Source organism: Massilia eburnea, from assembly GCF_050709955.1.
GTDB lineage: Bacteria > Pseudomonadota > Gammaproteobacteria > Burkholderiales > Burkholderiaceae_D > Rugamonas > Rugamonas eburnea_A.
In genome coordinates this window covers 1-22,005 of sequence record NZ_JBNZFX010000023.1, presented here as the reverse complement: position 1 = coordinate 22,005, position 22,005 = coordinate 1, and the positions used below count along the sequence as shown (strand labels likewise).

General features: G+C 63.9%; 17 protein-coding genes and 2 pseudogenes. 17 read left to right on the top strand and 2 right to left on the bottom strand.

Going from position 1 to position 22,005, the window contains the following annotated elements:
* Positions 1-14 precede the first annotated feature (14 nt).
* The 3 genes from ACQ4MM_RS12470 to ACQ4MM_RS12460 are packed head-to-tail and all read left to right on the top strand — an operon-like array spanning position 15 to position 3,525.
* A complete protein-coding gene (locus ACQ4MM_RS12470) occupies positions 15-740 on the top strand; it encodes an ABC transporter ATP-binding protein (RefSeq protein WP_431477663.1) in 726 nt (241 codons plus the stop codon).
* Positions 737-2,170, top strand: coding sequence for a DUF3526 domain-containing protein (locus tag ACQ4MM_RS12465; RefSeq protein ID WP_431477662.1), 1,434 nt, complete (start codon positions 737-739; stop codon positions 2,168-2,170). Before ACQ4MM_RS12470 ends, ACQ4MM_RS12465 begins: the two co-directional genes overlap by 4 nt.
* Complete coding sequence (locus ACQ4MM_RS12460) at positions 2,170-3,525, top strand: DUF3526 domain-containing protein (RefSeq protein WP_431477661.1); 1,356 nt, start codon at positions 2,170-2,172, stop codon at positions 3,523-3,525. Before ACQ4MM_RS12465 ends, ACQ4MM_RS12460 begins: the two co-directional genes overlap by 1 nt.
* Before the next feature lie 114 nt (positions 3,526-3,639).
* Here the strand turns inward: ACQ4MM_RS12460 and orn are convergent, their stop codons facing one another.
* Entirely contained in the window at positions 3,640-4,227 is a 588-nt protein-coding gene (orn, locus tag ACQ4MM_RS12455) for an oligoribonuclease (protein WP_431477660.1), read from the bottom strand.
* A gap of 58 nt (positions 4,228-4,285) precedes the next feature.
* Between orn and ACQ4MM_RS12450 the strand changes: the two genes are divergently transcribed.
* The 13 genes and pseudogenes from ACQ4MM_RS12450 (at position 4,286) to ACQ4MM_RS12390 (ending at position 20,539) form a co-directional block, all read left to right on the top strand.
* Positions 4,286-5,557, top strand: a complete 1,272-nt coding sequence (locus ACQ4MM_RS12450; protein ID WP_431477659.1) for a M48 family metallopeptidase — start codon at positions 4,286-4,288, stop codon at positions 5,555-5,557.
* A gap of 8 nt (positions 5,558-5,565) precedes the next feature.
* Positions 5,566-5,907: a 4a-hydroxytetrahydrobiopterin dehydratase gene (locus ACQ4MM_RS12445; protein ID WP_431477658.1), complete on the top strand. Its 342-nt coding sequence runs from the start codon at positions 5,566-5,568 to the stop codon at positions 5,905-5,907.
* Entirely contained in the window at positions 5,904-6,803 is a 900-nt protein-coding gene (gene rsgA, locus ACQ4MM_RS12440; RefSeq protein ID WP_431477657.1) for a ribosome small subunit-dependent GTPase A, read from the top strand. Before ACQ4MM_RS12445 ends, rsgA begins: the two co-directional genes overlap by 4 nt.
* Positions 6,804-6,814: 11 nt before the next feature.
* The gene (locus ACQ4MM_RS12435) at positions 6,815-9,664 is read left to right on the top strand and encodes an ATP-binding protein (RefSeq protein WP_431477656.1); all 2,850 of its coding nucleotides are present in this window, start codon (positions 6,815-6,817) and stop codon (positions 9,662-9,664) included.
* Between the two features lie 32 nt (positions 9,665-9,696).
* Positions 9,697-10,643 (top strand): annotated as a pseudogene (gene argF, locus ACQ4MM_RS12430) (ornithine carbamoyltransferase).
* 7 nt (positions 10,644-10,650) lie between these two features.
* Positions 10,651-11,885: pseudogene (locus ACQ4MM_RS12425) on the top strand (argininosuccinate synthase).
* Between the two features lie 96 nt (positions 11,886-11,981).
* Entirely contained in the window at positions 11,982-13,793 is a 1,812-nt protein-coding gene (locus ACQ4MM_RS12420) for a methyl-accepting chemotaxis protein (protein ID WP_431477655.1), read from the top strand.
* Positions 13,790-14,248, top strand: a complete 459-nt coding sequence (locus ACQ4MM_RS12415; RefSeq protein WP_431477654.1) for a chemotaxis protein CheW — start codon at positions 13,790-13,792, stop codon at positions 14,246-14,248. The genes ACQ4MM_RS12420 and ACQ4MM_RS12415 overlap by 4 nt, the downstream gene beginning before the upstream one ends.
* Positions 14,245-15,528: a CheR family methyltransferase gene (locus ACQ4MM_RS12410; RefSeq protein ID WP_431477653.1), complete on the top strand. Its 1,284-nt coding sequence runs from the start codon at positions 14,245-14,247 to the stop codon at positions 15,526-15,528. Before ACQ4MM_RS12415 ends, ACQ4MM_RS12410 begins: the two co-directional genes overlap by 4 nt.
* A gap of 15 nt (positions 15,529-15,543) precedes the next feature.
* Entirely contained in the window at positions 15,544-16,215 is a 672-nt protein-coding gene (locus ACQ4MM_RS12405; RefSeq protein ID WP_431477652.1) for a chemotaxis protein CheW, read from the top strand.
* Positions 16,212-18,488: a hybrid sensor histidine kinase/response regulator gene (locus ACQ4MM_RS12400; protein ID WP_431477651.1), complete on the top strand. Its 2,277-nt coding sequence runs from the start codon at positions 16,212-16,214 to the stop codon at positions 18,486-18,488. The genes ACQ4MM_RS12405 and ACQ4MM_RS12400 overlap by 4 nt, the downstream gene beginning before the upstream one ends.
* Positions 18,485-19,513 carry a chemotaxis-specific protein-glutamate methyltransferase CheB gene (gene cheB / locus ACQ4MM_RS12395; RefSeq protein WP_431477650.1) on the top strand — a complete coding sequence of 343 codons (1,029 nt, stop codon included), beginning with the start codon at positions 18,485-18,487 and terminating at the stop codon, positions 19,511-19,513. The genes ACQ4MM_RS12400 and cheB overlap by 4 nt, the downstream gene beginning before the upstream one ends.
* A 9-nt stretch (positions 19,514-19,522) precedes the next feature.
* Positions 19,523-20,539 carry a diguanylate cyclase gene (locus ACQ4MM_RS12390; protein WP_431477649.1) on the top strand — a complete coding sequence of 339 codons (1,017 nt, stop codon included), beginning with the start codon at positions 19,523-19,525 and terminating at the stop codon, positions 20,537-20,539.
* 84 nt (positions 20,540-20,623) lie between these two features.
* Here ACQ4MM_RS12390 and murB read toward each other — a convergent pair whose 3' ends face one another.
* Positions 20,624-21,649 (bottom strand): UDP-N-acetylmuramate dehydrogenase, encoded by a 1,026-nt coding sequence (gene murB / locus ACQ4MM_RS12385; protein WP_431477648.1) that lies wholly within the window; start codon positions 21,647-21,649, stop codon positions 20,624-20,626.
* A gap of 134 nt (positions 21,650-21,783) precedes the next feature.
* Between murB and ACQ4MM_RS12380 the strand changes: the two genes are divergently transcribed.
* The coding region (locus tag ACQ4MM_RS12380; protein ID WP_431477647.1) for a DUF520 family protein at positions 21,784-22,005 on the top strand (222 nt) is incomplete at its 3' end.

The window sequence follows — 22,005 nt, the reverse complement described above, 5'->3', positions numbered from 1 at the left end:
TAAGGAGAACACGCATGAATAACATCGCACTTGAAACGGTGGGCCTGACAGTCCGCTATGGCACTGCTACCGTCCTTGACTGCCTTGACCTGCAGGTAAGGCGCGGCGAAATCTACGCCCTGTTGGGCGGCAACGGAGCCGGCAAGTCCACCACCCTGAACGCTTTCCTGGGTTTCGCGCGCCCGGTGGATGGCTACGCCCGCGTATGCGGCATCGATCCTGCGCTCGAGCCGCTGGCAGCACGCGCCAGCCTGGCCTATGTGCCGGAGAACGTGGCGCTGTACGAGCACCTGACGGCACGTGAAAACCTCGAATACCTGCTGCGCATGGGTGGAGCCGATGCGGCGCCGGCCATCATCGAAGCCGCACTGGACGATGTCGGGCTGGCGCAGCCGGACTGGGAGCGCCGCCTGGGCGGCTATTCCAAAGGCATGCGCCAGAAGGTTGCCATTGCATTGGCAGTGGCGCGCCTGGTACCGGTGCTGCTGCTGGACGAACCAACCACCGGCCTGGACCCGCACGCCACCAGCGAATTCAATGCCCTGCTGCTCAAGCTGCGCGAGCACGGCGTCAGCGTATTCATGGTGACGCACGACCTGCTGGGCGCGGCCGAAGTGGCGGACCGCATCGGTTTCCTTGACCGCGGCCGCATCGCGCACGAACTGTCGGCGCAAGGGCCGCAGCGCTTTGACGTGCAGCAGTTATTCCAGCGTTATGCCGATGCACGGAGGGCGGCATGAAGCCGGCATTTGCCGCGACCGCCTGGCGTGTGGCCTGCGAAGAATGGCGCGCCCTGCGGCGCAGCAAGGTCGCCGTAGCGGCAGCAGGACTGCTGCTGGTGCTGACGCTGGCCGCCATCATGGTCAGCCTGGAGCGCGCCCATAATGTGGAGGTGCAGCGCGAACGGCTGCAACATGTTGCGGACCAACAGTGGAACAGCCAGCCGGACCGGCATCCGCACCGCGTGGTGCATTACGGGCACTACGTGTTCCGGCCCCTGACTGCACTCGCCTTTTTCGATTTCGGCGTGGCGCCCTTCACCGGCAGCACACTGTACCTGGAGGGCCACCGGCAGAACAGCGCGAACTTCAGCGACGCCGGCCAATCCTCGCTGCTGCTGCGCTTCGGCCAGCTGACGCCAGCCTTCGTGCTGCAGGTGCTGGCTCCCTTGCTGCTGGTGTTCCTTGCCTTCGGCTCGCTGGCGCGCGAGCGCGAACGCGGACAACTGCGCCTGATGCTGGCGCATGGGGTCAGCGGCGGCGCGCTGGTGGCCGGCAAGCTGGCGGCGCATGGCATCCTGGCCGTGGCCCTGGCGGCGCCGGCGCTGGCTGCCCTGGCGGCGATTGCTGCAGCCGATCCGCTGCTGGCCGCGCCGGCCGGCTGGCTGGCACTGGGCTACGCGGCCTACCTGTTGCTTTGGTCGGCCGCTGCGGTGCTGCTGTCGGCACTGGCGCGGCGGGCGCGCGATGCCTTGCTGTTGCTGGTCGGCGCCTGGGCCCTGATGGCGGTGCTGCTGCCGCGCGTGCTGCCCGACATGGCGGCCGATATGGTGCCGCGCCCCACCCGCATCGAGATGGAGGCTGCCGTCCATGCCGAACTGGCGCGCATCGGCGACAGCCATGACCCGGACGATCCCTACTTCAGGAACTTCCGCGACAGTGTGCTGAAACGCTATGGCGTCAGCCAGGTAGAGGACCTGCCGGTCAACTACAAGGGTCTGGTGATCGAAGAAGGCGAGCGCCTGACCAGCGCGTTGTTCCTGTCCAGCATGCAGCGCGACTTCGCGCTCCAGGCGGCGCAGGGAAGCTTGCTGGATACGGCGGCAATGGCGGTGCCGCTGCTGGCCCTGCGCAGCATGTCGGCCGCACTGGCCGATACCGACCGCAGCGCGCATGAACGCTTCCTGCTGGCCGGTGAGGACTACCGCTATCGCCTGATCCAGGCCCTGAACCGGCTGCACGCCGAAAAAGTGAGATACCACGACGACCGCGCCCAGCGCATTGCGGCCGATTACTGGCGCGCCCTACCGCGCTACCGGCATCCGCCATCGCCGCTGGAACGCAGCGTCACGCAGCGCGTATGGCCAGCACTGGCAATCCTCGCCGGCTGGCTGGCCGCCGCAGCGCTGGCCGCAGCCTTTGTGGCGCACCGTTTGGAAAGGAAAATCTGATGAAGAACTGGAAGTTTGAACTCCTGCTGTTGCTGCGCTCACGCCCTGCTGTTGCGGCGCTGGCGGTGCTGGCGCTCTTGTCCGCACTGGCGGTCTGGAACGGTATGCGCACAGTGGCCACGCAGCGCGCGGCGCTGGAACGGATTGCCGGCGTCCATGCCGCCGCTCTCGCCGAGCGGTCGGCGCACCAGCCAGCCGACGGCGACGCCGGGCTCACTGCCTACTACACGCCGCACCTGACCTTCGACCCAGCGGCGCCATTGGCTTTTGCCGCCATCGGCCAGCGCGACGTCCAGCCGTATGCGCTGCAGGTGCGCGCCCTGGGCCTGCAGGCGCAGCTCTACGAATCGGAGGCCTTCAACCCCGAACTGGCAGCGCCGGGGCGCTTCGACTTTGCTTTCGTGCTGGTCTACCTGGCGCCCCTGTTCATCATCGCGCTGATGCACGACCTGGTCAGCGGAGAACGCGAAGCGGGGCGATTGCGGCTGCTTTCATCCTTGCCCGGCGAGCGCGGTGCCTTGTGGCGCCGGCGGGTTGTGCTGCGCCTTGTGCTGGTTGCCGCCGCCCTGCTGCTGCCGCTGGCCACCGGGGCATTGCTGTCCGGTGCCGCAGCCGGCGAAGCAGCCGTGCTGGCCGGAGCCGCCCTGCTGTACGTGACGTTCTGGTGCGGCCTGGCCGCCTGGGGTGCAGCCACAGCGCGCAGCGCGGCGGCCGGCGCCGCACTGCTATTGGCCGCCTTCGTGCTGCTTGCGCTAGTGCTGCCGACGACCGTCAACGCCGTGCTGGAACGCGCACTTCCCGTCGCACAAGGCGCCGAACTGGCACTGGCACAGCGCCAGGCCGTGCATACAGCCTGGGACAGACCGCGGGACGAAACGATGCAGCGCTTCTTCGGCACGCATCCAGAATGGAAAGACACTGCGCCACTGCCGGAAGGCTTCCACTGGAAATGGTATTACGCGATGCACCAGGCCGGAGACGACATGGTGTCAGCCCAGGCAGCACAGTACCGCCGTGCGCTATGGTCGCGCGAAGTTTGGACGCGGAATGCGGGCTTGGTGTTGGCGGGGGTGAACGTCCAGGTGCTGCTGCACCGGCTGGCCGGCACCGATATGGAGGCGCGGCTGGCCTACCTGGATCGCGTGGGCGCCTACCACGAGCGGGTAAGGCGCCACTTCTATCCTTACGTCTTCAACGGCAAACCCTTTGGCCCCGCTGATTTCGCACTGCTGCCGGTCTACACCCCAGTGAGCGGGGACGGCGCTCCGCCTTGGCCGCTGGCCGCCGCACTGGCGGCGCTGTCCGCATCAGCCCTATTTCTGGGCCTGCGCCGCACCGCCCGCGTAGTCGCCTAAGCGACGAAGCTGCAAAGCAAAATGTCCACTTTGGGGTCAGGAACGAATGCGGACATTTCCCTGGGGAATGTCCGCATTCGTTCCTGACCCCAAGGTGGACATTTCTTGCGGCAATTACAGCTTGATGAAGTTTTCGCGGTAGTACTTCAGCTCTTCGATCGATTCGATGATGTCAGCCAGCGCGGTGTGTTTTTGCGCTTTCTTGAAGCCGGAAACCATTTCCGGCTTCCAGCGGCGGCCCAGTTCCTTCAGGGTCGAGACGTCGATATTGCGATAGTGGAAGAACGCTTCCAGCTTCGGCATGTACTTGACCATGAAGCGGCGGTCCTGGCCAATAGTGTTGCCGCACATTGGCGATTTGCTGTTCGGGACCCATTGGCGCATGAAGGCGATCAGCTCGGCTTCGGCCTGCGCTTCGCTTACGGTCGACGCTTTCACGCGGTCGATCAGGCCGGAGCGGCCGTGGGTGCCTTTATTCCAGGCGTCCATCTTGTCCAGCGTTGCGTCCGACTGGTGAATCGCCAGCACCGGGCCTTCGGCCAGCACGTTCAGGTGCATGTCGGTGACCACCATTGCCACTTCAATAATGCGGTCGGTCTCAGGCTCCAGGCCGGTCATCTCCATGTCGACCCACACCAGGTTCATCTCGTTCGGGCGCTGCGGGGTGGCCGGGGTTACTGGGGTGTCGTTCGCTTGTGACATAATTCTCTCTAAGACAATATAAGGCAGGATTAATCCGCCATTTTCTCACAGGCACAGAATGTATTCACACGCGTTTTCGTTTTTGTTCGTTGCTTTTTTAACATTGACCGTGGCGGTGCGCTTCTGGCTCGCCTCGCGCCATATCCGCCATGTGCTGCAGAACCGCGCCGCCGTGCCGGCTGATTTCGCCGAAAAGATCCCGCTCGCCGCCCACCAGAAGGCCGCCGATTACACCATCGCGCGCACCAAGCTTGGCCTGGTGAATATGCTCATTTCCAGCAATGCGCTGATCGCCTTTACCTTCCTGGGCGGCCTGCAATGGCTGTCGGCGACTTTGTTCAACCTCACTGGCGGCGGCATGGCTTACCAGCTTGGGCTGATTGTCGCCTTTGGCCTGGTGTCGGGCCTGATCGACCTGCCGCTCGATTACTACCGCCAGTTCACGCTGGAAGAGCGCTTTGGCTTCAACAAGATGAGCAAGGGCCTGTTTTTCTTCGACCTGGTCAAGGGCGTCGGCATCGCCGCCGTGATCGGCCTGCCGCTGGTCTGGGTAATCCTGGTGCTGATGCAAAAAGCGGGCAGCCTGTGGTGGCTGTACGCCTGGTTCGTGTGGTGCGGCTTCCAGCTCCTGGTGATGGCGCTCTACCCTAACCTGATTGCACCGCTGTTCAACAAGTTCACGCCGCTGGCGGACGAGTCGCTGAAGCAGCGCATCGAAAGCTTGATGACGCGCGTGGGCTTCGCTTCCAAGGGCCTGTTCGTGATGGACGGCTCCAAGCGCAGCGCACACGGCAACGCCTACTTCTCCGGCTTCGGCGCGGCCAAGCGCATCGTGTTTTACGATACCCTGGTGTCCAGCCTGTCGCCGCAGGAAGTGGAAGCGGTATTGGCGCACGAACTGGGCCACTTCAAGCTGAAACACATCGTCAAGCGCATCGTGGTGATGTTCGGCCTGTCGCTTGGCTTCCTCGCCTTGCTTGGCTACCTGAAAGGCCAGCTCTGGTTCTACACCGGCCTGGGCGTGAACCCGATCATCGTGCCCGGCCAGGCCAACGACGCGCTGGCGCTGCTGCTGTTCATGCTGGTGCTGCCGGTATTTACCTTCCTGTTTGGCCCGTTGACATCGCTCACCTCGCGCAAGCACGAGTTCGAAGCGGATGCCTTCGCCGCCAAGCATACCGACGCGCGCGACCTGGTGTCGGCGCTGGTCAAGATGTACGAGGACAATGCCTCGACCCTGACGCCTGACCCGCTACATTCGGCCTTCTACGATTCGCACCCGCCCGCCAGCGTGCGGATCCGTCAACTCAACCTGGTGGCATCCCAATGACTGCGACAATGACAGCGAACATCCACACCGCGGACGACCTGCGCGCCCTGCGCTGCAGCCACCAGACGCAAGCCCTGGATGCAGCCGAAGCGCTGCGCCTGTGCCAGTTGCTGGATGGCTGGAGCATGGCCAGCGGCAAGCTGGTAAACACCTTCGGCTTCAACAACTACTACGAGACCATGGCCTTCGTGAATGCGCTGGCCTACATCTCCCACCGCGAAGACCACCACCCTGAGCTGGTGGTGGGCTACAAGACCTGCCAGGTGCGCTATGACACGCACTCGGTCAACGGCTTGTCGATCAACGATTTCATTTGCGCCGCCAAGGCCGATGCACTGGGCCAGGCATGAGCAAGGAAGGCAAACGAACCGGCACCATCATCGCAGCCCACGGCCGCCACTACCTGGCGGAAGCGCAAGGCCAGCGCCTGCAATGCGTTACGCGCGGCAAGAAGACCAATGTCGCCGTGGGCGATATCGTCGACCTGACGCTGACCTCCCCCGACCAGGCGGTGATCGACAAGATCCAGGAGCGCAAGACGCTGCTGTACCGCTCCGACCAATACAAGTCCAAACTGCTATCGGCCAATGTGGACCAGCTGTTCATCGTGGTCGCCACGGAACCGAGCTTCTCGGACGACCTGGTGTCGCGCGCCCTGGTGGCAGCGGAGGCGGCCGGCATCCACGTGCGCCTGCTGCTGAACAAGGTCGACGTGACCGAGATGCTGGAACACGCGCGCAAGCGCCTGCAGGTGTATTCCGCCATGGGTTATGAGGTCATCGAGGTATCAGCCACCGGCCAGCCGGAGCAGACCGGCGCCACCCTGGCGCCGCTATTGCAAGGGCATTCCTCGATCCTGATCGGCCAGTCCGGCATGGGCAAGTCTTCGCTGATCAACATCCTGGTGCCGGATGCCGATATCGCCACGCGCGAGATCAGCGAGGCGCTCGACACCGGCAAGCACACCACCACCTTCACCCGCCTGTACCACGTGGGGGCCGATTCGAGCGTGATCGATTCGCCGGGCTTCCAGGAATTCGGCCTGTATCACCTGAGCGAAGGCATGCTGGAACGGGCCTTCCGCGATTTCCAGCCCTATCTGGGCGGCTGCCGGTTCTACAACTGCCGGCATTTGAGCGAACCGCAATGCGCCGTGCTGGAAGCCGTCAGCGAGGGCAAGATCGCGAAAATGCGGCACACGCTGTACGGCCAGTTGTTGCACGAGTCCTCGCAAACGCTTTATTGACCGGGACGCCAATGCAGCTTCTGTTTGCCGATGACGACGCCGTTGCGCAGTGGGAGCTTGAGCTGCTGCCATTACGTGGCTTCATGCGGCTTCCGGTGCTGCTGCCCCTGGCTTGGCATCTAAGGCAGCGCGACGGCAAGCGCGCGCAGGAACTGGCGCGCGAAGCGGCCGCCCTGGCGTCGGTGGCCCAACTGCCGGACCTGGAGCGCGCCTGCCTGGAAGCGCGCCTGCTGCTGATAGACGGCGAAATCCGCTGGCTGCTGGGCGAACTCGATGTGGCCTGGGCCCTGGCGGCCCGCGCCATGGAAGCATTCGAAACCCATGACGACTGCATCGGCCGTGCCGACACCCACTGGCTGCGCGCCTGGATCTCCGTCGACCGCGGCAACCATGGCCAGCGCGACGCGGAACTGGAAGCCTGCTCCCTGTGGGCGCACAAGGCTTGCGACCAGCAGCGCGCCGCCATCGCCGATGCGGTCCAGGCGCGCTGGGCGGCATTGCGCGACCTGCACGCCGCCACCGAGCGCTGGGGCGCACGCTTCGACCTGTCCGAAGATGTACCGCCGAGCGTCGATTGCTGGATCAACGATTTTTTCGCCATCGCCGCCAGCCAGGCCGGCGACATCGGCAATTCCGCCGGCTTCTACATCCGCAGCTACGAGGCTGCGCTGGAAACCGGCCAGGTCCGCGCCGCCGCCACCGCCGCCATCAATATCGCGGAGAAGTTCTCGCAACTGAACGACCACCATTCAGGCCTGGAATGGATGCAGCGCGCCATGGAACTGGCCAAGCCCACCGGCTGGCCGCGCAGCATCGGTTCCTGCCTGGTGCACACGGCGGACATCGTGCGCCGCCTGGGCCGCCTGGACGCGGCGGAAGAATTGCTGCGCGAAGCGCTGGTGATACTGGCGCCGCAAGCCAACGGCCGCACCTACGCCATCGCCTTGCAGCACCTGGGCGAACTGTGCCTGGACAAGAAGGACTATGGCGAAGCGCTGGACGCCTTCCAGCGCCTGTCGGACCGTGCCGAAGCGCTGCAGCAGGGCGACTTCAAGATCGTGGCGCTGCGCGGCCAGGCGCATGCCCTGAGCTACCTCAATCGTTCGCTGGAAGCGCTGGACATGGCGTTGCTGGCGGTGGAGCGGGCCGCGCGCCACCACAATGCCTTCCACCATATTGCCGCGCTGCGCGTGCTGGCATTGATCCACGGCCAACTCCAGTTGTCAGCGCCGCCGGGCATGGGAGCGCCGAACGCGCGCCTGCATTACCTGCACAAGGCGCTGGAAGCGGCGCAAACCATCAAGGGCTACACGGTACCGGGCGACCTGTATGACGCCCTGGGCGCCGAGTACGCACGCCTGGGCGACTTTGCCCGCGCCTATGAAATGGCGACTGCCGCCAGCGCCGCGCGCGAAAAGACCCACACGCTGGAAGCCACCAGCCGCGCCATCGCCATGCAGGTGCACCACCAGACGGAGCAGGCACGCGCGGAAGGCTTGCATCACCGCGAGCTGGCCATGTCCGAAGCCCGCCGCGCCGAAGTGCTGCAGCAGACCAGCAAGCTGCTGGAGCGCCTGTCCGCCATCGGCCAGGAGATCACCACCCACCTCGATGCCGGCGCCGTGTTCCAGGCCCTGGATCGCCACACCCACGCCCTGCTGTCGGCCAATACTTTCGCGGTCTACCTGGTCGATCCAGCCGGCCGCCAGCTGGAACGCGCCTTCGGCGTGGAAGCCGGCCAGGCCCTGCCCCGCAACACGATCCGGCTCGACCACCCTAGCGCCTACACCGCGCAATGCCTGCGCGAACGGCGCGAGGTGTACATGGACCAGATCCCGTTCGAGCGCGACAGCACGGTCACGCCGGGTACCGCGGCCAGCCGCAGCGCGCTGTACGTGCCGCTGCTGGTAGGCGAACGGGTACTCGGCGTGATGACGGTGCAAGCCATGCACGACCACGCCTACGGTGAACGTGAGCGCCTGATTTTCCGCACCCTGTGCGCCTACGGCGCCATCGCCCTGGATAACGCCCTGGCCTACCGGCAGCTGCAGGAAGCCCAGTCGCAGCTGGTATCGCAGCAGAAGCTGGCGGCCCTTGGCGCGCTGATGGCCGGCGTGGCGCATGAACTGAATACGCCGATCGGCAACAGCCTGCTGATTGCCAGCACGCTGGAGCAGAAAACCACCGAGCTGGAAGACACCATCAACGGGCGCGGGCTGCGCAAGTCGGAACTGCTGGCCTTCATCGACGATGCGCGCAAGGCCTCCATCCTGGTGATGCGCGGCCTGCACAGCGCGGCCGACCTGGTATCGAGCTTCAAGCAGGTGGCGGTCGACCGCACCACCGAGCAGCGCCGCATCTTCAACCTGCACCAGGTGACGCATGAAGTGGTGGCAACCGTGATGAACCGCATCCGCAAGGATGGCCACGTCATGGAGTTCGAGGTGCCGGACATGATCATGCTGGACAGCTATCCCGGCCCCTTCGGCCAGGTCATCACAAACCTGATCAACAACGCCCTGCTGCACGCATTCGAAGGCCGCGAAGGCGGCCAACTGCGCCTGGTGGCCACGACGCCGGCGCAGGACCGCGTGCTGATATCATTCAGCGACAACGGCGCCGGTATCGCGCCGGAGAACCAGGCGCGCATTTTCGACCCATTTTTCACCACCAAGCTTGGGCAGGGCGGCTCGGGCCTGGGGTTGTCAATCAGTTACAACCATCGTCACTTCCCTGCTGGGCGGGCCAGATCGCCGTCGACAGCGGCGGCGCTGGCACCACCTTCACGCTGGACCTGCCGCTATCGGCGCCGCGGCATGACCCCGAACGCCCGGCCACGATTTATTGAAATGCCCGTATAATCTTTAGTCCACCGCAGCAAAACTTTGCAAAGATGTCTATACCACCTAAAAGCATCAAGCACTACCTCCAGTTCAACGACCTGACCCTGGAGGAGTACGAATATGTGATCGCCCGCGCAGCGGAAATCAAGCGCAAGTTCAAAGCCTACGAGATTTACCATCCCCTGATCGACCGCACCCTGGTCATGGTGTTCGACAAGAATTCGACCCGTACCCGCCTGTCCCTTCGAGGCCGGCATGCATCAATTGGGCGGCGCTGCGATCTACCTGAATACCCGCGATTCCCAACTGGGCCGCGGCGAGCCGGTGGAAGACGCGGGCCAGGTCATGTCGCGCATGTGCGACATCATCATGGTGCGTACCTTCGGCCAGGACATCATCGAGCGTTTCGCTGCGCATTCGCGCGTGCCGGTGATTAACGGGCTGACCAACGAACACCATCCTTGCCAGGTATTTGCCGACATCTTCACCTTTATCGAGCATCGCGGTTCGATCAAGGGCAAGGTGGTGGCCTGGGTGGGGTGACGCCAACAATATGCTGTACTCCTGGCTGCAGGCGGCCGAAGTCTTCGGCTTCCACGTCAATGTCTCCACGCCGCACGGCTACGACATGGACATGTCGCTGGTATCGACCGACCCGCTCACACCTTCTTCGCCAACCCGTCGGACGCCTGCGAGGGCGCGGACCTGGTCAACACCGACGTCTGGACCTCGATGGGCTACGAAGAAGAGAACGCGGGCCCGCCTGCAGGCCTTCGACGGCTGGATCGTCGATTCCGCCAAGATGGCCCGCGCCAAGCCGGACGCCCTGTTCATGCACTGCCTGCCGGCCCACCGCGGCGAGGAGGTCGCGGCCGAAGTCATCGACGGTCCGCAATCCGTGGTCTGGGATGAAGCGGAGAACCGCCTGCACGTACAGAAGGCCTTGATCGAGTACCTGTTGCTCGGAAAAATCGACACCGAACACCCAACTGACTGAGAAAACCATGAGTGACGTTAAAAAAGTAGTCCTCGCCTACTCCGGCGGCCTGGACACCTCCGTGATCCTGAAATGGCTGCAGGACAACTACAAATGCGAGATCGTGACCTTCACCGCCGACCTGGGCCAGGGTGAAGAGCTGGAGCCGGCACGCGCCAAGGCGCTGAAGTTCGGCATCAAGCCTGAGAACATCTTCATCGACGACGTGCGCGAAGAGTTCGTGCGCGACTTCGTGTTCCCTATGTTCCGCGCCAACACCGTGTACGAAGGCGAATACCTGCTGGGCACCTCGATCGCACGTCCGCTGATCGCCAAGCGCCTGATCGAAATCGCCAACCAGACCGGCGCCGACGCCATCTCGCACGGCGCCACCGGCAAGGGCAACGACCAGGTTCGCTTCGAACTGGGCGCCTATGCATTGAAGCCAGGTGTGCGCGTGATCGCTCCATGGCGCGAGTGGGGACCTGCTGTCGCGCGAAAAGCTGCTGAAATACGCGGAAGACGCCGGCATCGCCGTCGACATGAAGCACAAGAACGGCGGCGCGCCGTACTCGATGGACGCCAACCTGCTGCACATCTCCTTCGAAGGCCGCCACCTGGAAAACCCAAGTGCGGAAGCGGAAGAATCGATGTGGCGCTGGACCGTCAGCCCTGAGGCTGCACCGGACCAGGCGGAATACCTGGACGTCGAATTCGAAAAGGGCGACATCGTGGCCCTGAACGGCACCCGCATGTCGCCTGCCACGGTGCTGGCTGAACTGAACCGCTTGGGCGGCAAGCACGGCATCGGCCGCCTGGACCTGGTGTGAAAACCGCTACGTCGGCATGAAGTCGCGCGGCTGCTACGAAACCCCTGGCGGCACCATCATGCTGAAGGCGCACCGCGCCATCGAGTCGATCACCCTGGACCGTGAAGTGGCCCACCTGAAGGACGACCTGATGCCACGCTATGCTTCGCTGATTTACAACGGCTACTGGTGGGCGCCGGAGCGCGTTGCGCTGCAGACCCTGATCGACCACACCCAGGCCACCGTGAACGGCTGGGTACGCATCAAGCTGTACAAGGGCAATGTGATCGTGGTGGCCCGCGATTCGAAGACCGACTCGCTGTTCGACCAGACCATCGCCACCTTCGACGAAGACGGCGGCGCCTACAACCAGGCCGACGCCGGCGGCTTCATCAAGCTCAACGCGCTGCGCATGCGCATCGCTGCCAACGCACGAAACAAGCGCGGCCAGTAAGCTGTCCTCGCTCCTCTAAGACGGGCCGCTTTGCGCGGCCCGTTTTTTTTGCTACATTGCCTTGGAAGAAAGCCCCTCGTCCCCGGAGACCAGCGCATGAATAATATGAGTATCAAGAATAAACTGTACATCGGCTTCGGCACCATAGTCGCAATCATCTTGCTACTGTTGATCCTGGCCTACAATAATTTCACCCGCCTGACCGACGCCAATAGCTGGGACAAGCACACGATGGAAGTGCTGATCGAGCTCGATCGCGTGAACAATGCGTCGTTGCAGATCCAGGTGGACACGCGCGGCTATATCCTGACCGGCAACGAGACCTTCATCGCCAGCGAGCGTGAAAATTCCGAGAAGCTGAAACAATACATCGCGAGAGCGGTCCAGCTGACAGCCGACAACGGGCAGCAAAATGACCGCCTGAAGCGCGCGCAGGCCCTGCTGACCACCTGGGCCGACGTAAACATCCGCCGGCAGATCGAAAAGCGCCGTGCCCTGGCCGACACCAAAGGCGCTGCCGACACGCTGGGCCAGTCGCCCGAGCTGAAGGAGGCGGCGGCCATCGTATCCGCCGCGCGCGACCTCTTGGAACAGGCGAGCGAAGAAGAGCGCCGCCTGCTGGCGGAGCGCAATAGCAAGTCGGCCGACCTGCATAGCAGCCAGAATAACCTGATGATCGGCGGCGGCATTGCGGTTGTCGTACTGTCGGTGCTGATCGCCTACGCCCTGGCGCGCGCCATCCTTGGCCCCCTGGCCGAGCTGACAGCCGGCCTGTCGCGCCTGGGCAGCGGCGATCTGGCGGCGCGCATCAGCGTGACCTCGGGCGATGAACTGGGCAAAGTCAGCGAAGACTTTAACAGGATGGCCCAGCAACTGCAGGACGCCACCGTGCGCGAACAGGAGCAGACAAATGCGCTGCGCCGTAAAGTCGATGCGCTGCTGATCACTGTTTCAGGCGCGGCCAGCGGCGACTTGACCGGCAAGATCACCGTGACCGGCGAGGATGCCATCGGCCAGCTTGGCGAAGGCCTGCAGCGCATGTTCGACAACCTGCGCCAGCTGCTGAACAATGTGCAAAAGGCCGGCATCCAGGTCACCACCTCGGCCACCGAGATTGCCGCTTCGGCCAAGCAGCAGGAAGCCACCGGTGTCGAGCAGGCGCAGACTTCGGTGGAAATACTTAGCACCACCAAGGAGATTTCGTCGAACACTTCGCAGCTTCTCAAAACCATGGAAGATGCGACCGCAGTGGCCGACTACACCACCAGCGCCACTTCCGAAGCACAGGGCAACCTGCGCCGCATGGACCAGACTATGCAGAACATGGTCAACGCCACCGATTCGATCAATGCCAAGCTGGCGGCGCTGTCGGAAAAGGCTTCCAACATCAACTCCGTGCTGACCACCATTACCAAGGTGGCCGACCAGACCAATATCCTGTCGCTGAACGCCGCCATCGAAGCCGAGAAGGCGGGCGAGGCGGGCCGCGGCTTCTCGGTGGTGGCCACTGAAATCCGCCGCCTGGCCGACCAGACTTCGGTATCGACCTGGGACATCGAGCAGATGCTGAAGGAAATGCAGTCGGCGGTATCGGCCAGCGTGATGGGCATGGACAAATTCTCCGAAGAGATCCGCCGCAGCGTAGGCGAAGTGCGCCAGGTGACCGACCAGTTGTCGGGCGTGATGGACCAGGTGCAGAAACTGGCGCCGCAGTTCGACGCCGTGCTGCAAGGCATGCAGGCGCAGGCAGTCGGCGCCCAGCAGATCAGCGAGACCATGATGCAGCTTAACGATGCGACCCAGCAGACCGTGGAATCGCTGAAGGCCACCAGCGAAGCCGTGCACCAGTTGCAGTACGCGGCCGGCGACCTGCAATCGAGCGTCTCCACATTCGCCGTGAACGCATGAAGGTACTAGTCTTCCACATTGGCGCCGACCGCTACGGCCTTCCGTTGCGGCAGGTGCGGCGCGTGCTGCCTTTGCTTGAACTGAAAGGCATTCCGTTGGCGCCGGACAGTGTGGCGGGCTTGCTGAACCTGCACGGCGTCCCGATGCCGGTGATCGACCTGTCGCGCATCAGCGGCGGCGCGCCGTCGCGCCAGCATTTCGACACGCGCATCGTGGTGGCCGATTACACCGCGCCCGACGGCACGCTGCATGCCCTGGGCTTGATGGCAGAGCGCGTGCAGGGCGTGCAGGAGGTTGCGGCGCAAGACCTGGCGCCGAGCGGCGTCCAGGCAGCCCCTTTCCTCGGCCCGGTGGCCGGCGATGCGAACGGCATGGTGCAGCTGGTCGATGTCAATGCGCTGCTGCCGGCCGAGTTGCGGGCGCGCCTGTTCCCGGCGGAGGCTGCAGCCCGATGAATGTGCTCTCCACACTACGCCGCCTGACCGGCATGAACCTGGCCCGCGGCACGGTTGAACAGGCGGTGCAGCGGCGCATGCGGGCAACTGGAGAAACGGTGCGCAAGGCCTACGCCGATGCGCTCGATGAAGCGGAATTGCGCGAGCTGGTGGAGCTGGTGGTGGTGCCGGAGTCCTGGCTGTTCCGCGATCCGCAAGCGTTTGCTGCAGCAGTCGGGTTCGTGCGCCAACGACTGGCCGACGGCGCCAAACTCGTGCGCATCCTGTCAGTGCCTTGCGCCGGCGGCGAGGAGCCCTATTCCATGGCGATGGCCTTGTGCGATTCAGGCGTCAGCCCGCAATCATTCGTGATCGATGCCATCGATATCAGCGCAGCCTGTATTGCGCGCGCTGAAGCGGGAGTATTCGGGCGCAACGCGTTTCGCGGACAGGACCTGTCGTTCCGCGACCGCTATTTCACCTGGGCCGGCGACGATGAGCTGTACCGGATCAACGACGCGCTGCGCGCGCGCATCCGTTTCGGCCAGGGCAGCATCCTTGAAGGCGCGCTTGGCACGGCGCGCCAGTACGACGTGATCTTTTGCCGCAACCTGCTGATTTATTTCGACGAGCCGACCACCGCGGCCGCTATTGCGCGCCTGTCGGAGCACCTCACCGGTGAGGGCATGATGCTGGCGGGCTACGCGGAGGTGCCGTCCTTCGTCCGTCACGGCTTTTCGCCAATGCCGCATCGCCAGGCATTCGCCCTGCGCAAGGACATCATGCGTAGCGGCGCCCCGGCCCGCCCCGCCCTGGCGCAAGGCCAATCCGCCGCGGCAGGTGCCGCAGCCCCCAAGCGCCAGGCCGCCAATCACGCGCGCCTCACCGGCGCGCCCCCCGCCGCGGCCGGCATCGGCTCCCGCCCGCCCCATGCCAGCCGCCACCCCGCCAGCGCCGCAACGCCGCCGCTGGTCGCTGCCGGCGACGAATCGCTGCTCGCGCACGCTCGCAAGCTGGCCGACGCCGGCCAGCCGCTGGAAGCCGATTCCGCCTGCCGCGAGTTGCTTGCCCAACAGCCCGAGTCCGCCGAAGCCTATTTCATCCTCGGCCTGCTTGCCGAAACTGCCGGCAAACCAGCCGACGCCGAAGCGCAGCTGAAACGCTGCCTTTACCTGAAGCCAGACCATTATGAAGCCCTGTGCCACCTGGCCCTGCTGCAAGAGCAAGGCGGCAACAGCAGCGCCGCCGCTACGCTGAAGGCCCGCGCGGCGCGCGCATTCCAGCGCCAGCAGCCACAGTGATAGCCGACCAGAACCATGACTGATCAAATCCAAGACATCGACGCCTGCTGGAACCGGATCGGCGTCGCCGGCGACCATAGCTGTGAAATCCTCGACAAGGCTGTCCATTGCCGCAACTGCCAGGTGTATGCCGACGCCGCATTACGCAACCTGCAGCGCCCGGTCGATCCCGGCTACCTGCGCGAATGGGCTGAGCACTTCCGCACCCCGCCGGACAACAGCGCGCGCCACGACAGCTCCTGCGTCGCCTTCCGCATCGGCCGTGAGTGGCTCGCCCTGCCGACCAGTATGTTCCAGCAGATCGCGCCGAAAGCCATCCCGCACCGCCTGCCGCACCGCAATGCACGCGGCCTGCGCGGCGTGGTGAATGCCGGCGGCAAGCTGTATCCCTGCATATCGCTGGCCGACCTGCTGGGCGTCGACGAAGCCGGCGGCGAGGCAAGCGCCGGCCGCCATACATTCGCCCGCATGCTGCTGGTGCAGTGGGAAGGCCAGGCCTACGCCCTGCCGGTGGCCGAGCTGCACGGCATCATCCGCTACGCCGCCGGCGAACTGAAACCGCCCGCCGCCACCATCAATAAAGGCATCGAGCGATACCTGGCCGGCGTACTGCCGCACCAGGACATGCAGGTCGGCTGCCTGGACGACAGCCTGCTCGGCTACCAACTGGCGAGGACCTTGCGATGAGCGACAAGAAGGATGACCTGAGCCAGTTTTCCATGCTGGACCTGTTCCGCATGGAGGCCGACAGCCAGACCCAGATCCTGACCGACGGCCTGCTGGCCTTCGAGCGCCGCAACGACCCGGCCGCCGTGGAATCCATGATGCGCGCCGCCCATTCGATCAAGGGCGCCGCCTCCATCGTCGGGCTGGAGATGATCGTGCAGCTGGCGCACGGCATGGAGGATGCCTTCATCGCCGCCCAGGCCGGCAAGCTGAAACTGGCGCCGAACCGGGTAGATGCGCTGCTGGCGGCGGTCGACCTGATCGTGCAATGCTCACGCGTCAACGACGACCTGGACGCCTGGCTGGCAGCCAATAGCGCGCAAGTGAGCAAGACCATGAACGATGTACAAGGCATTGCCTTCCTGCCGGAGCCGGTAGTGCTGCCATCCGCAGTCGCCGCACCTGCGCCGGTGCCCGCGGCGGTAACCGCGCCAGCCGTCAGCCCGGCCGCCGAAACGCCCTCCGATAGCGCAGCGGAACCGGCCATCCCCGGCCGCAGCCTGCCGCCGATGAAGAACGCGCAAAACTTCGACCGCCTGCTCGCGCTGGCAAGCGAAGCGCGCATCAACGCCCACCAGCTGCATCCCCTGATCCAGGGCATGCAGCGCTACAAGCGCAACCAGGCCGCCCTGTTCGCGGTACTGGAAGACGTGATGGAAGCCGCCTCCCACACCAGCGACCCGACGCTGAAGGAAAAGGCCCTGCTGGCGATCCAGAAAAGCCAGCCGCTCAAGCAGTTCATGCTGGAGCACATCACCGACATGGAAAACTACGAACGCCGCCTGTTGACGGGTTCCGAGAACATGGTCGATGAAGTGCTGTCCCTGCGCATGCGCCCTTTCCGCGACGGCATCCAGCACTTCCCGCGCATGGTGCGCGACCTGGCCCGCAGCCTGGGCAAGGACGTGGTGTTGCTGATCGATGGCGAAGACACCCTGGTCGACCGCGACATCCTGCTGCGCATAGAAAGCCCGCTGAACCACATGCTGCGCAACGCCGTCGACCACGGCATGGAGACCACGCAAGAACGGCTTGCGGCCGGCAAGCCTGCCACCGGCACCATTGTGATGGAAGCGCGCCACCGCGCCGGCATGCTGAATATCGAGATCAGCGACGACGGCCGCGGCGTCGATCCGGAAAAAATCCGCCGCACGGTCATTGAGCGCAAGATGGCTACCGAGCAGATGGTGGCCGCCATGTCGCATGCGGAACTGCTGGAATTCCTGTTCCTGCCCGCCTTCAGCCTGAAAGGCGGCATTACCGAGATCTCCGGCCGCGGCGTGGGCCTGGACATCGTGCACGACACCATCCGCCAGCAAAACGGGACGGTGCGCATCGAGTCCGAACTGGGCAAGGGTTTCCGCACCTCGATCACCTTGCCGCTCACGCAGTCGATCGTGCGCGCCCTGGTGGTGGACGTCAAAGGCGAAGCCTACGCCGTCCCCATCGTCAAGGTCGAACGCGTCATCATGGTGCCGCAAGGCGCCGTGCATACGCTGGAAAACAAGCAGTTCTTCGACCACGAAGGCGAGCATCTCGGCCTGGTGGCCGCCGCCCAGGTGCTGGAACTGGGCGATATGGAGCATGCCGAAGAAATGCCGGTGGTGGTGATCGGCGGCAGCACGCGCCGCTATGCCCTGGTGGTGGACAAGATCCGCGGCGAAGAAAGCCTGGCAGTGCAAGCCATCGACCCGATTTTCGGCAAGATGCGCGATATTTCGGCCGCTGCCCTGCTGGATGACGGCGAACCGGTGCTGATCCTGGACGTGCCGGACTTGTTGCTATCAGTTGAAAAGCTGCTGGAAGAAGGCGGCCTGCATCAACTCACGCGCGCAGACCACGCCGGACGGCGTAGAATGAAACGCATCCTTGTCGTGGACGATTCGCTCACAGTGCGCGAAATGGAGCGCAAACTGCTGGTGGGATGCGGTTTTGAAGTGGACATTGCGATCGACGGCATCGATGGCTGGAACGTGGTGCGCAGCGGCGACTACGACCTGGTCATCACCGACGTCGACATGCCGCGCATGGATGGCATTGAACTGGTCACCCTGATCAAGAAAGACCTGCATTTGCATAAGCTGCCCGTCATGATCGTCTCCTACAAAGACCGGCCGGAAGACCGCGCGCGCGGGCTGGCCGCGGGGGCCGACTATTACCTGACCAAGGGTAGCTTCCACGACGAGACGCTGCTGGATGCGGTGTCCGACCTGATAGGCGAAGCTTACCGATGAGAATCGCCATCGCCAATGATGTTCCGATGGCGGCGGAAGCGCTGCGGCGCGTGGTCGCCAGCACACAGGAACACCAGGTAGCATGGATCGCCCGCACCGGCCTGGAGGCAGTATACAAATGCAGCGTCGACCGGCCTGACCTGGTCTTGATGGACCTCAATATGCCGGAGCTGGACGGGGTCGAAGCCACGCGCCGCATCATGGAGGAATGTCCGTGCGCCATCCTGGTGGTGACCGGGCGCCCGCAGGACAACGTCAACCAGGTGTTTCGCGCCTTGGGGGCCGGGGCGCTCGATGTGACGGCCACCCCGGTGCTGCAGGGGATACAGGGCGGCGACGCCGAACTGCTGCACAAGATCAAGACCATGGACAAGTTGATCCGCCACAGCGGCGGCAACCAGTCCATGCCCCCGCGCCGCAATGCGACCATGCCGCAGCCGCGCGAAGCAGCGCTCGATACCCTGGTGGCGATTGGCGCCTCGACCGGCGGCCCGATGGCTGTGGCGCGCATCCTCGCCGGCTGGACGCCGCCGCCCAATTGCGCCGTCGTCGTGGTACAACATATCGACGAGAATTTCGCCGACCATTTTGCCAAATGGCTGTCGGAACAGCTGGCCGTCCCGGTGCGGGCAATAGAAAACCGCACAGCCCTGCAGGGTGGAATTGTCATGGTCGCCAAGAGCAACGACCATCTTGTGCTGGATGAAAAGTACCAACTGAGTTACGATGCCAATCCGAAGGATTACGCCTACCGGCCCTCGGTCGACGTGTTTTTCAACTGCGTGGCACAGCACTGGAAAGGCGACGCAGTCGGCGTGCTGCTGACCGGTATGGGGCGCGATGGCGCCGAAGGCATGTTGTCATTGCGCCGCGCGGGCAAGAACACCATTGCCCAGGACCAGGCCAGTTGCGCGGTATATGGCATGCCGCGCGCCGCGATAGAACTCGATGCGGCGCAAACCATCCTGCCTCTCGATAAGATCGGCCCATTCCTGCGAAGCACGATCGGAGGCAAACTGATTTAAAGGAAAGCGATGCCTGACGTACTCACCTTGAACCTGGAAACCGAGCCAAGCCTGACCCATTTCAAGGTACGTGTGCTGCTGGTCGACGACCAGTTGATCATCGCGGAAGCGGTGCGGCGCATGCTGGCCGACCAGGACGATATCGAATTCCACTTCACCACCGATGCACGTGAGGCCATTTCCTGCGCCAATTCGCTGCAGCCAACCGTGATTTTGCAAGACCTGGTGATGCCGGAAGTAGACGGCTTTGAGCTGATCCGCCGCTTCCGCGCCGAGGAATCGCTGGCCCATGTGCCGATCATTGTGCTGTCGGCACGCGAAGACCCCAAGCTGAAAGCGTACGGCTTTGCCGTCGGCGCCAACGACTACCTGGTGAAGCTGCCCGACAAGCTGGAATTGCTGGCGCGCGTGCGCCACCACTCGAACGCCCACATCCACCGCCTGCAGCGCGACCAGGCCTTCCGCTTCCTGCGCGAGAGCCAGCAAAAACTGGCGGCGGCCAACGTGGAGCTGCAAAAGCTGGCTGCACTCGACCCGCTGACCGGCATTTCCAACCGCCGCCGTTTCGATGAAACCCTGGTGCTGGAATGGCAGCGCGGCCAGCGCGACAAGACACCCCTGTCCTTGCTGATGGTGGACGTCGACTTCTTCAAGCAATACAACGACAGCTACGGCCATCCGGCCGGCGACCTGGCGCTGAAGAAGGTGGCGGCAGTGATGACCGAAAACCTGAAGCGCCCGGCCGACCTGGTCACGCGCTACGGCGGCGAGGAATTCGCCATCATCCTGCCCGAGACCGACAATGCCGGCGCGATGAATGTCGCCAACGCCTGCCTGCGGCAGTTGGAGAAGCTGGAGATCGAGAACGCCAACGCCCTGCCCCACGGCGTGCTGACCATGTCGATCGGTGTCAAGACCATCGTACCGAGCAAGCAATCGTCGTGGAGCGAACTGGTCGCAGCAGCCGACCGCGCCCTCTACGCCGCCAAATCAGGCGGCCGCAACCGCGTCGTCAACGCAGAGTGAAATGTCCACTTTGGGGTCAGGAACGAAAGTGGACATTTCTACAGAAAATGTCCATTTTGGTTCCTGACCCCAAAGTGGACATTTCTATATGAAGACTGGCTCGGGTTCGAGCGCTACGCCGTAGCGCGCGGCCACGTCGGCCTGGATGGCGGCGGCCAGCGCTTGCACTTCGGCGCCGGTGGCGCCGCCGTTATTCACCAGCACCAGGGCCTGTTTCGGGTACACGCCGGCCGCGCCCATCGACTTCCCTTTCCAGCCGCATTGGTCGATCAGCCAGCCTGCTGCCAGCTTTTCACTGCCGTCCGGCTGGCGGTGGTGCACCAGGGCCGGGAATGTCTCCAGCAGCCGGGCGCATTGTTCGGGGCTGACCACGGGATTCTTGAAGAAGCTGCCGGCATTGCCGATTTCCGCCGGATCGGGGAGCTTGCGGCGGCGGATGGCGATCACTGTGTCGGCTACTTGCTGCGGCGTTGGCGCGGCCAGGCCCTGCTCCGTCACGGCGTTCGCCAGCTCGGCGTAACGCAGGTTGGGCTGCCAGGCGCGCGGTAGCGCAAAGCTCACGTCGAGGATGATCAGCTCGCGGCCTTCGTGCTTGAACACGCTGTCGCGATAGGCGAAGCGGCATTCGGCGCTATCCATCACCCGCACTGCGCCGCTGGCCGGGTCAAACGCGGTCAGCGACAGGAAATAATCCTTGGTTTCCGCCCCATACGCCCCAATATTCTGAATCGGAGCTGCGCCCACGGTACCCGGGATCAGCGACAGGTTTTCCAGCCCGCCAACGCCTTGCGCCAGCGTCCACTGCACGAAGTCGTGCCAGTTTTCCCCGGCTGCAGCGCGGACGTGGTGGTGCGTCGCGGTACCGGCCAGGATTTCGCGGCCTTCCAGCGCAATATGCAGCACCAGGCCGGGGAAATCGCGCGTCAGCAGAAGGTTGCTGCCGCCGCCCAGCACCAGGCGCGGCATGGCGGCCAGTTGCGGATCGGCTAACGCGCTGCGCAATAGCTCCAGCGATGTCACGCGCAGGTAATGTTTGGCGCGTACATCAATACGGAATGTATTTAATTGCTTCAGTGAGTAGTCGTGCTGGAGAAAATCGGGGAAAGGCATGGGCAGATCAAGTTTTTGCTCGATTATAGTGCAATTATGACAAAAACGACCGAGCGTTCGCTTGTTTGTCCGTTAAAATGTCGCTTCTTTTGAATCCGCCCGTAGGGCGGGTGCTTCATTGTAAAGGAAAGAATATGCCATCGTTTGACGTAGTATCCGAAGCGGACATGATCGAGGTGCGCAACGCCGTCGATCAAAGCAACAAGGAAATCTCGACCCGCTTCGACTTCAAAGGCAGCGATGCGCGCGTAGAACAAAAAGAAAACGACCTGACGGCATTCGCCGATTCGGAGTTCCAGCTTAGCCAGGTACGCGATGTGCTGACCAACAAGCTGGCCAAACGCAAGGTCGACGTG

Bases quoted from the DNA above. Each gene is read 5' to 3' on its own strand.
- murB (WP_431477648.1), bottom strand. From the start codon at position 21,649: ATGCCTTTCCCCGATTTTCTCCAGCACGACTACTCACTGAAGCAATTA.
- ACQ4MM_RS12460 (WP_431477661.1), top strand. From the start codon at position 2,170: ATGAAGAACTGGAAGTTTGAACTCCTGCTGTTGCTGCGCTCACGCCCT.
- ACQ4MM_RS12410 (WP_431477653.1), top strand. From the start codon at position 14,245: ATGAATGTGCTCTCCACACTACGCCGCCTGACCGGCATGAACCTGGCC.
- orn (WP_431477660.1), bottom strand. From the start codon at position 4,227: ATGTCACAAGCGAACGACACCCCAGTAACCCCGGCCACCCCGCAGCGC.
- ACQ4MM_RS12450 (WP_431477659.1), top strand. From the start codon at position 4,286: ATGTATTCACACGCGTTTTCGTTTTTGTTCGTTGCTTTTTTAACATTG.
- ACQ4MM_RS12390 (WP_431477649.1), top strand. From the start codon at position 19,523: ATGCCTGACGTACTCACCTTGAACCTGGAAACCGAGCCAAGCCTGACC.
- ACQ4MM_RS12400 (WP_431477651.1), top strand. From the start codon at position 16,212: ATGAGCGACAAGAAGGATGACCTGAGCCAGTTTTCCATGCTGGACCTG.
- ACQ4MM_RS12445 (WP_431477658.1), top strand. From the start codon at position 5,566: ATGACAGCGAACATCCACACCGCGGACGACCTGCGCGCCCTGCGCTGC.
- ACQ4MM_RS12420 (WP_431477655.1), top strand. From the start codon at position 11,982: ATGAATAATATGAGTATCAAGAATAAACTGTACATCGGCTTCGGCACC.
- ACQ4MM_RS12470 (WP_431477663.1), top strand. From the start codon at position 15: ATGAATAACATCGCACTTGAAACGGTGGGCCTGACAGTCCGCTATGGC.
- ACQ4MM_RS12465 (WP_431477662.1), top strand. From the start codon at position 737: ATGAAGCCGGCATTTGCCGCGACCGCCTGGCGTGTGGCCTGCGAAGAA.
- cheB (WP_431477650.1), top strand. From the start codon at position 18,485: ATGAGAATCGCCATCGCCAATGATGTTCCGATGGCGGCGGAAGCGCTG.
- ACQ4MM_RS12405 (WP_431477652.1), top strand. From the start codon at position 15,544: ATGACTGATCAAATCCAAGACATCGACGCCTGCTGGAACCGGATCGGC.
- ACQ4MM_RS12435 (WP_431477656.1), top strand. From the start codon at position 6,815: ATGCAGCTTCTGTTTGCCGATGACGACGCCGTTGCGCAGTGGGAGCTT.
- ACQ4MM_RS12415 (WP_431477654.1), top strand. From the start codon at position 13,790: ATGAAGGTACTAGTCTTCCACATTGGCGCCGACCGCTACGGCCTTCCG.
- rsgA (WP_431477657.1), top strand. From the start codon at position 5,904: ATGAGCAAGGAAGGCAAACGAACCGGCACCATCATCGCAGCCCACGGC.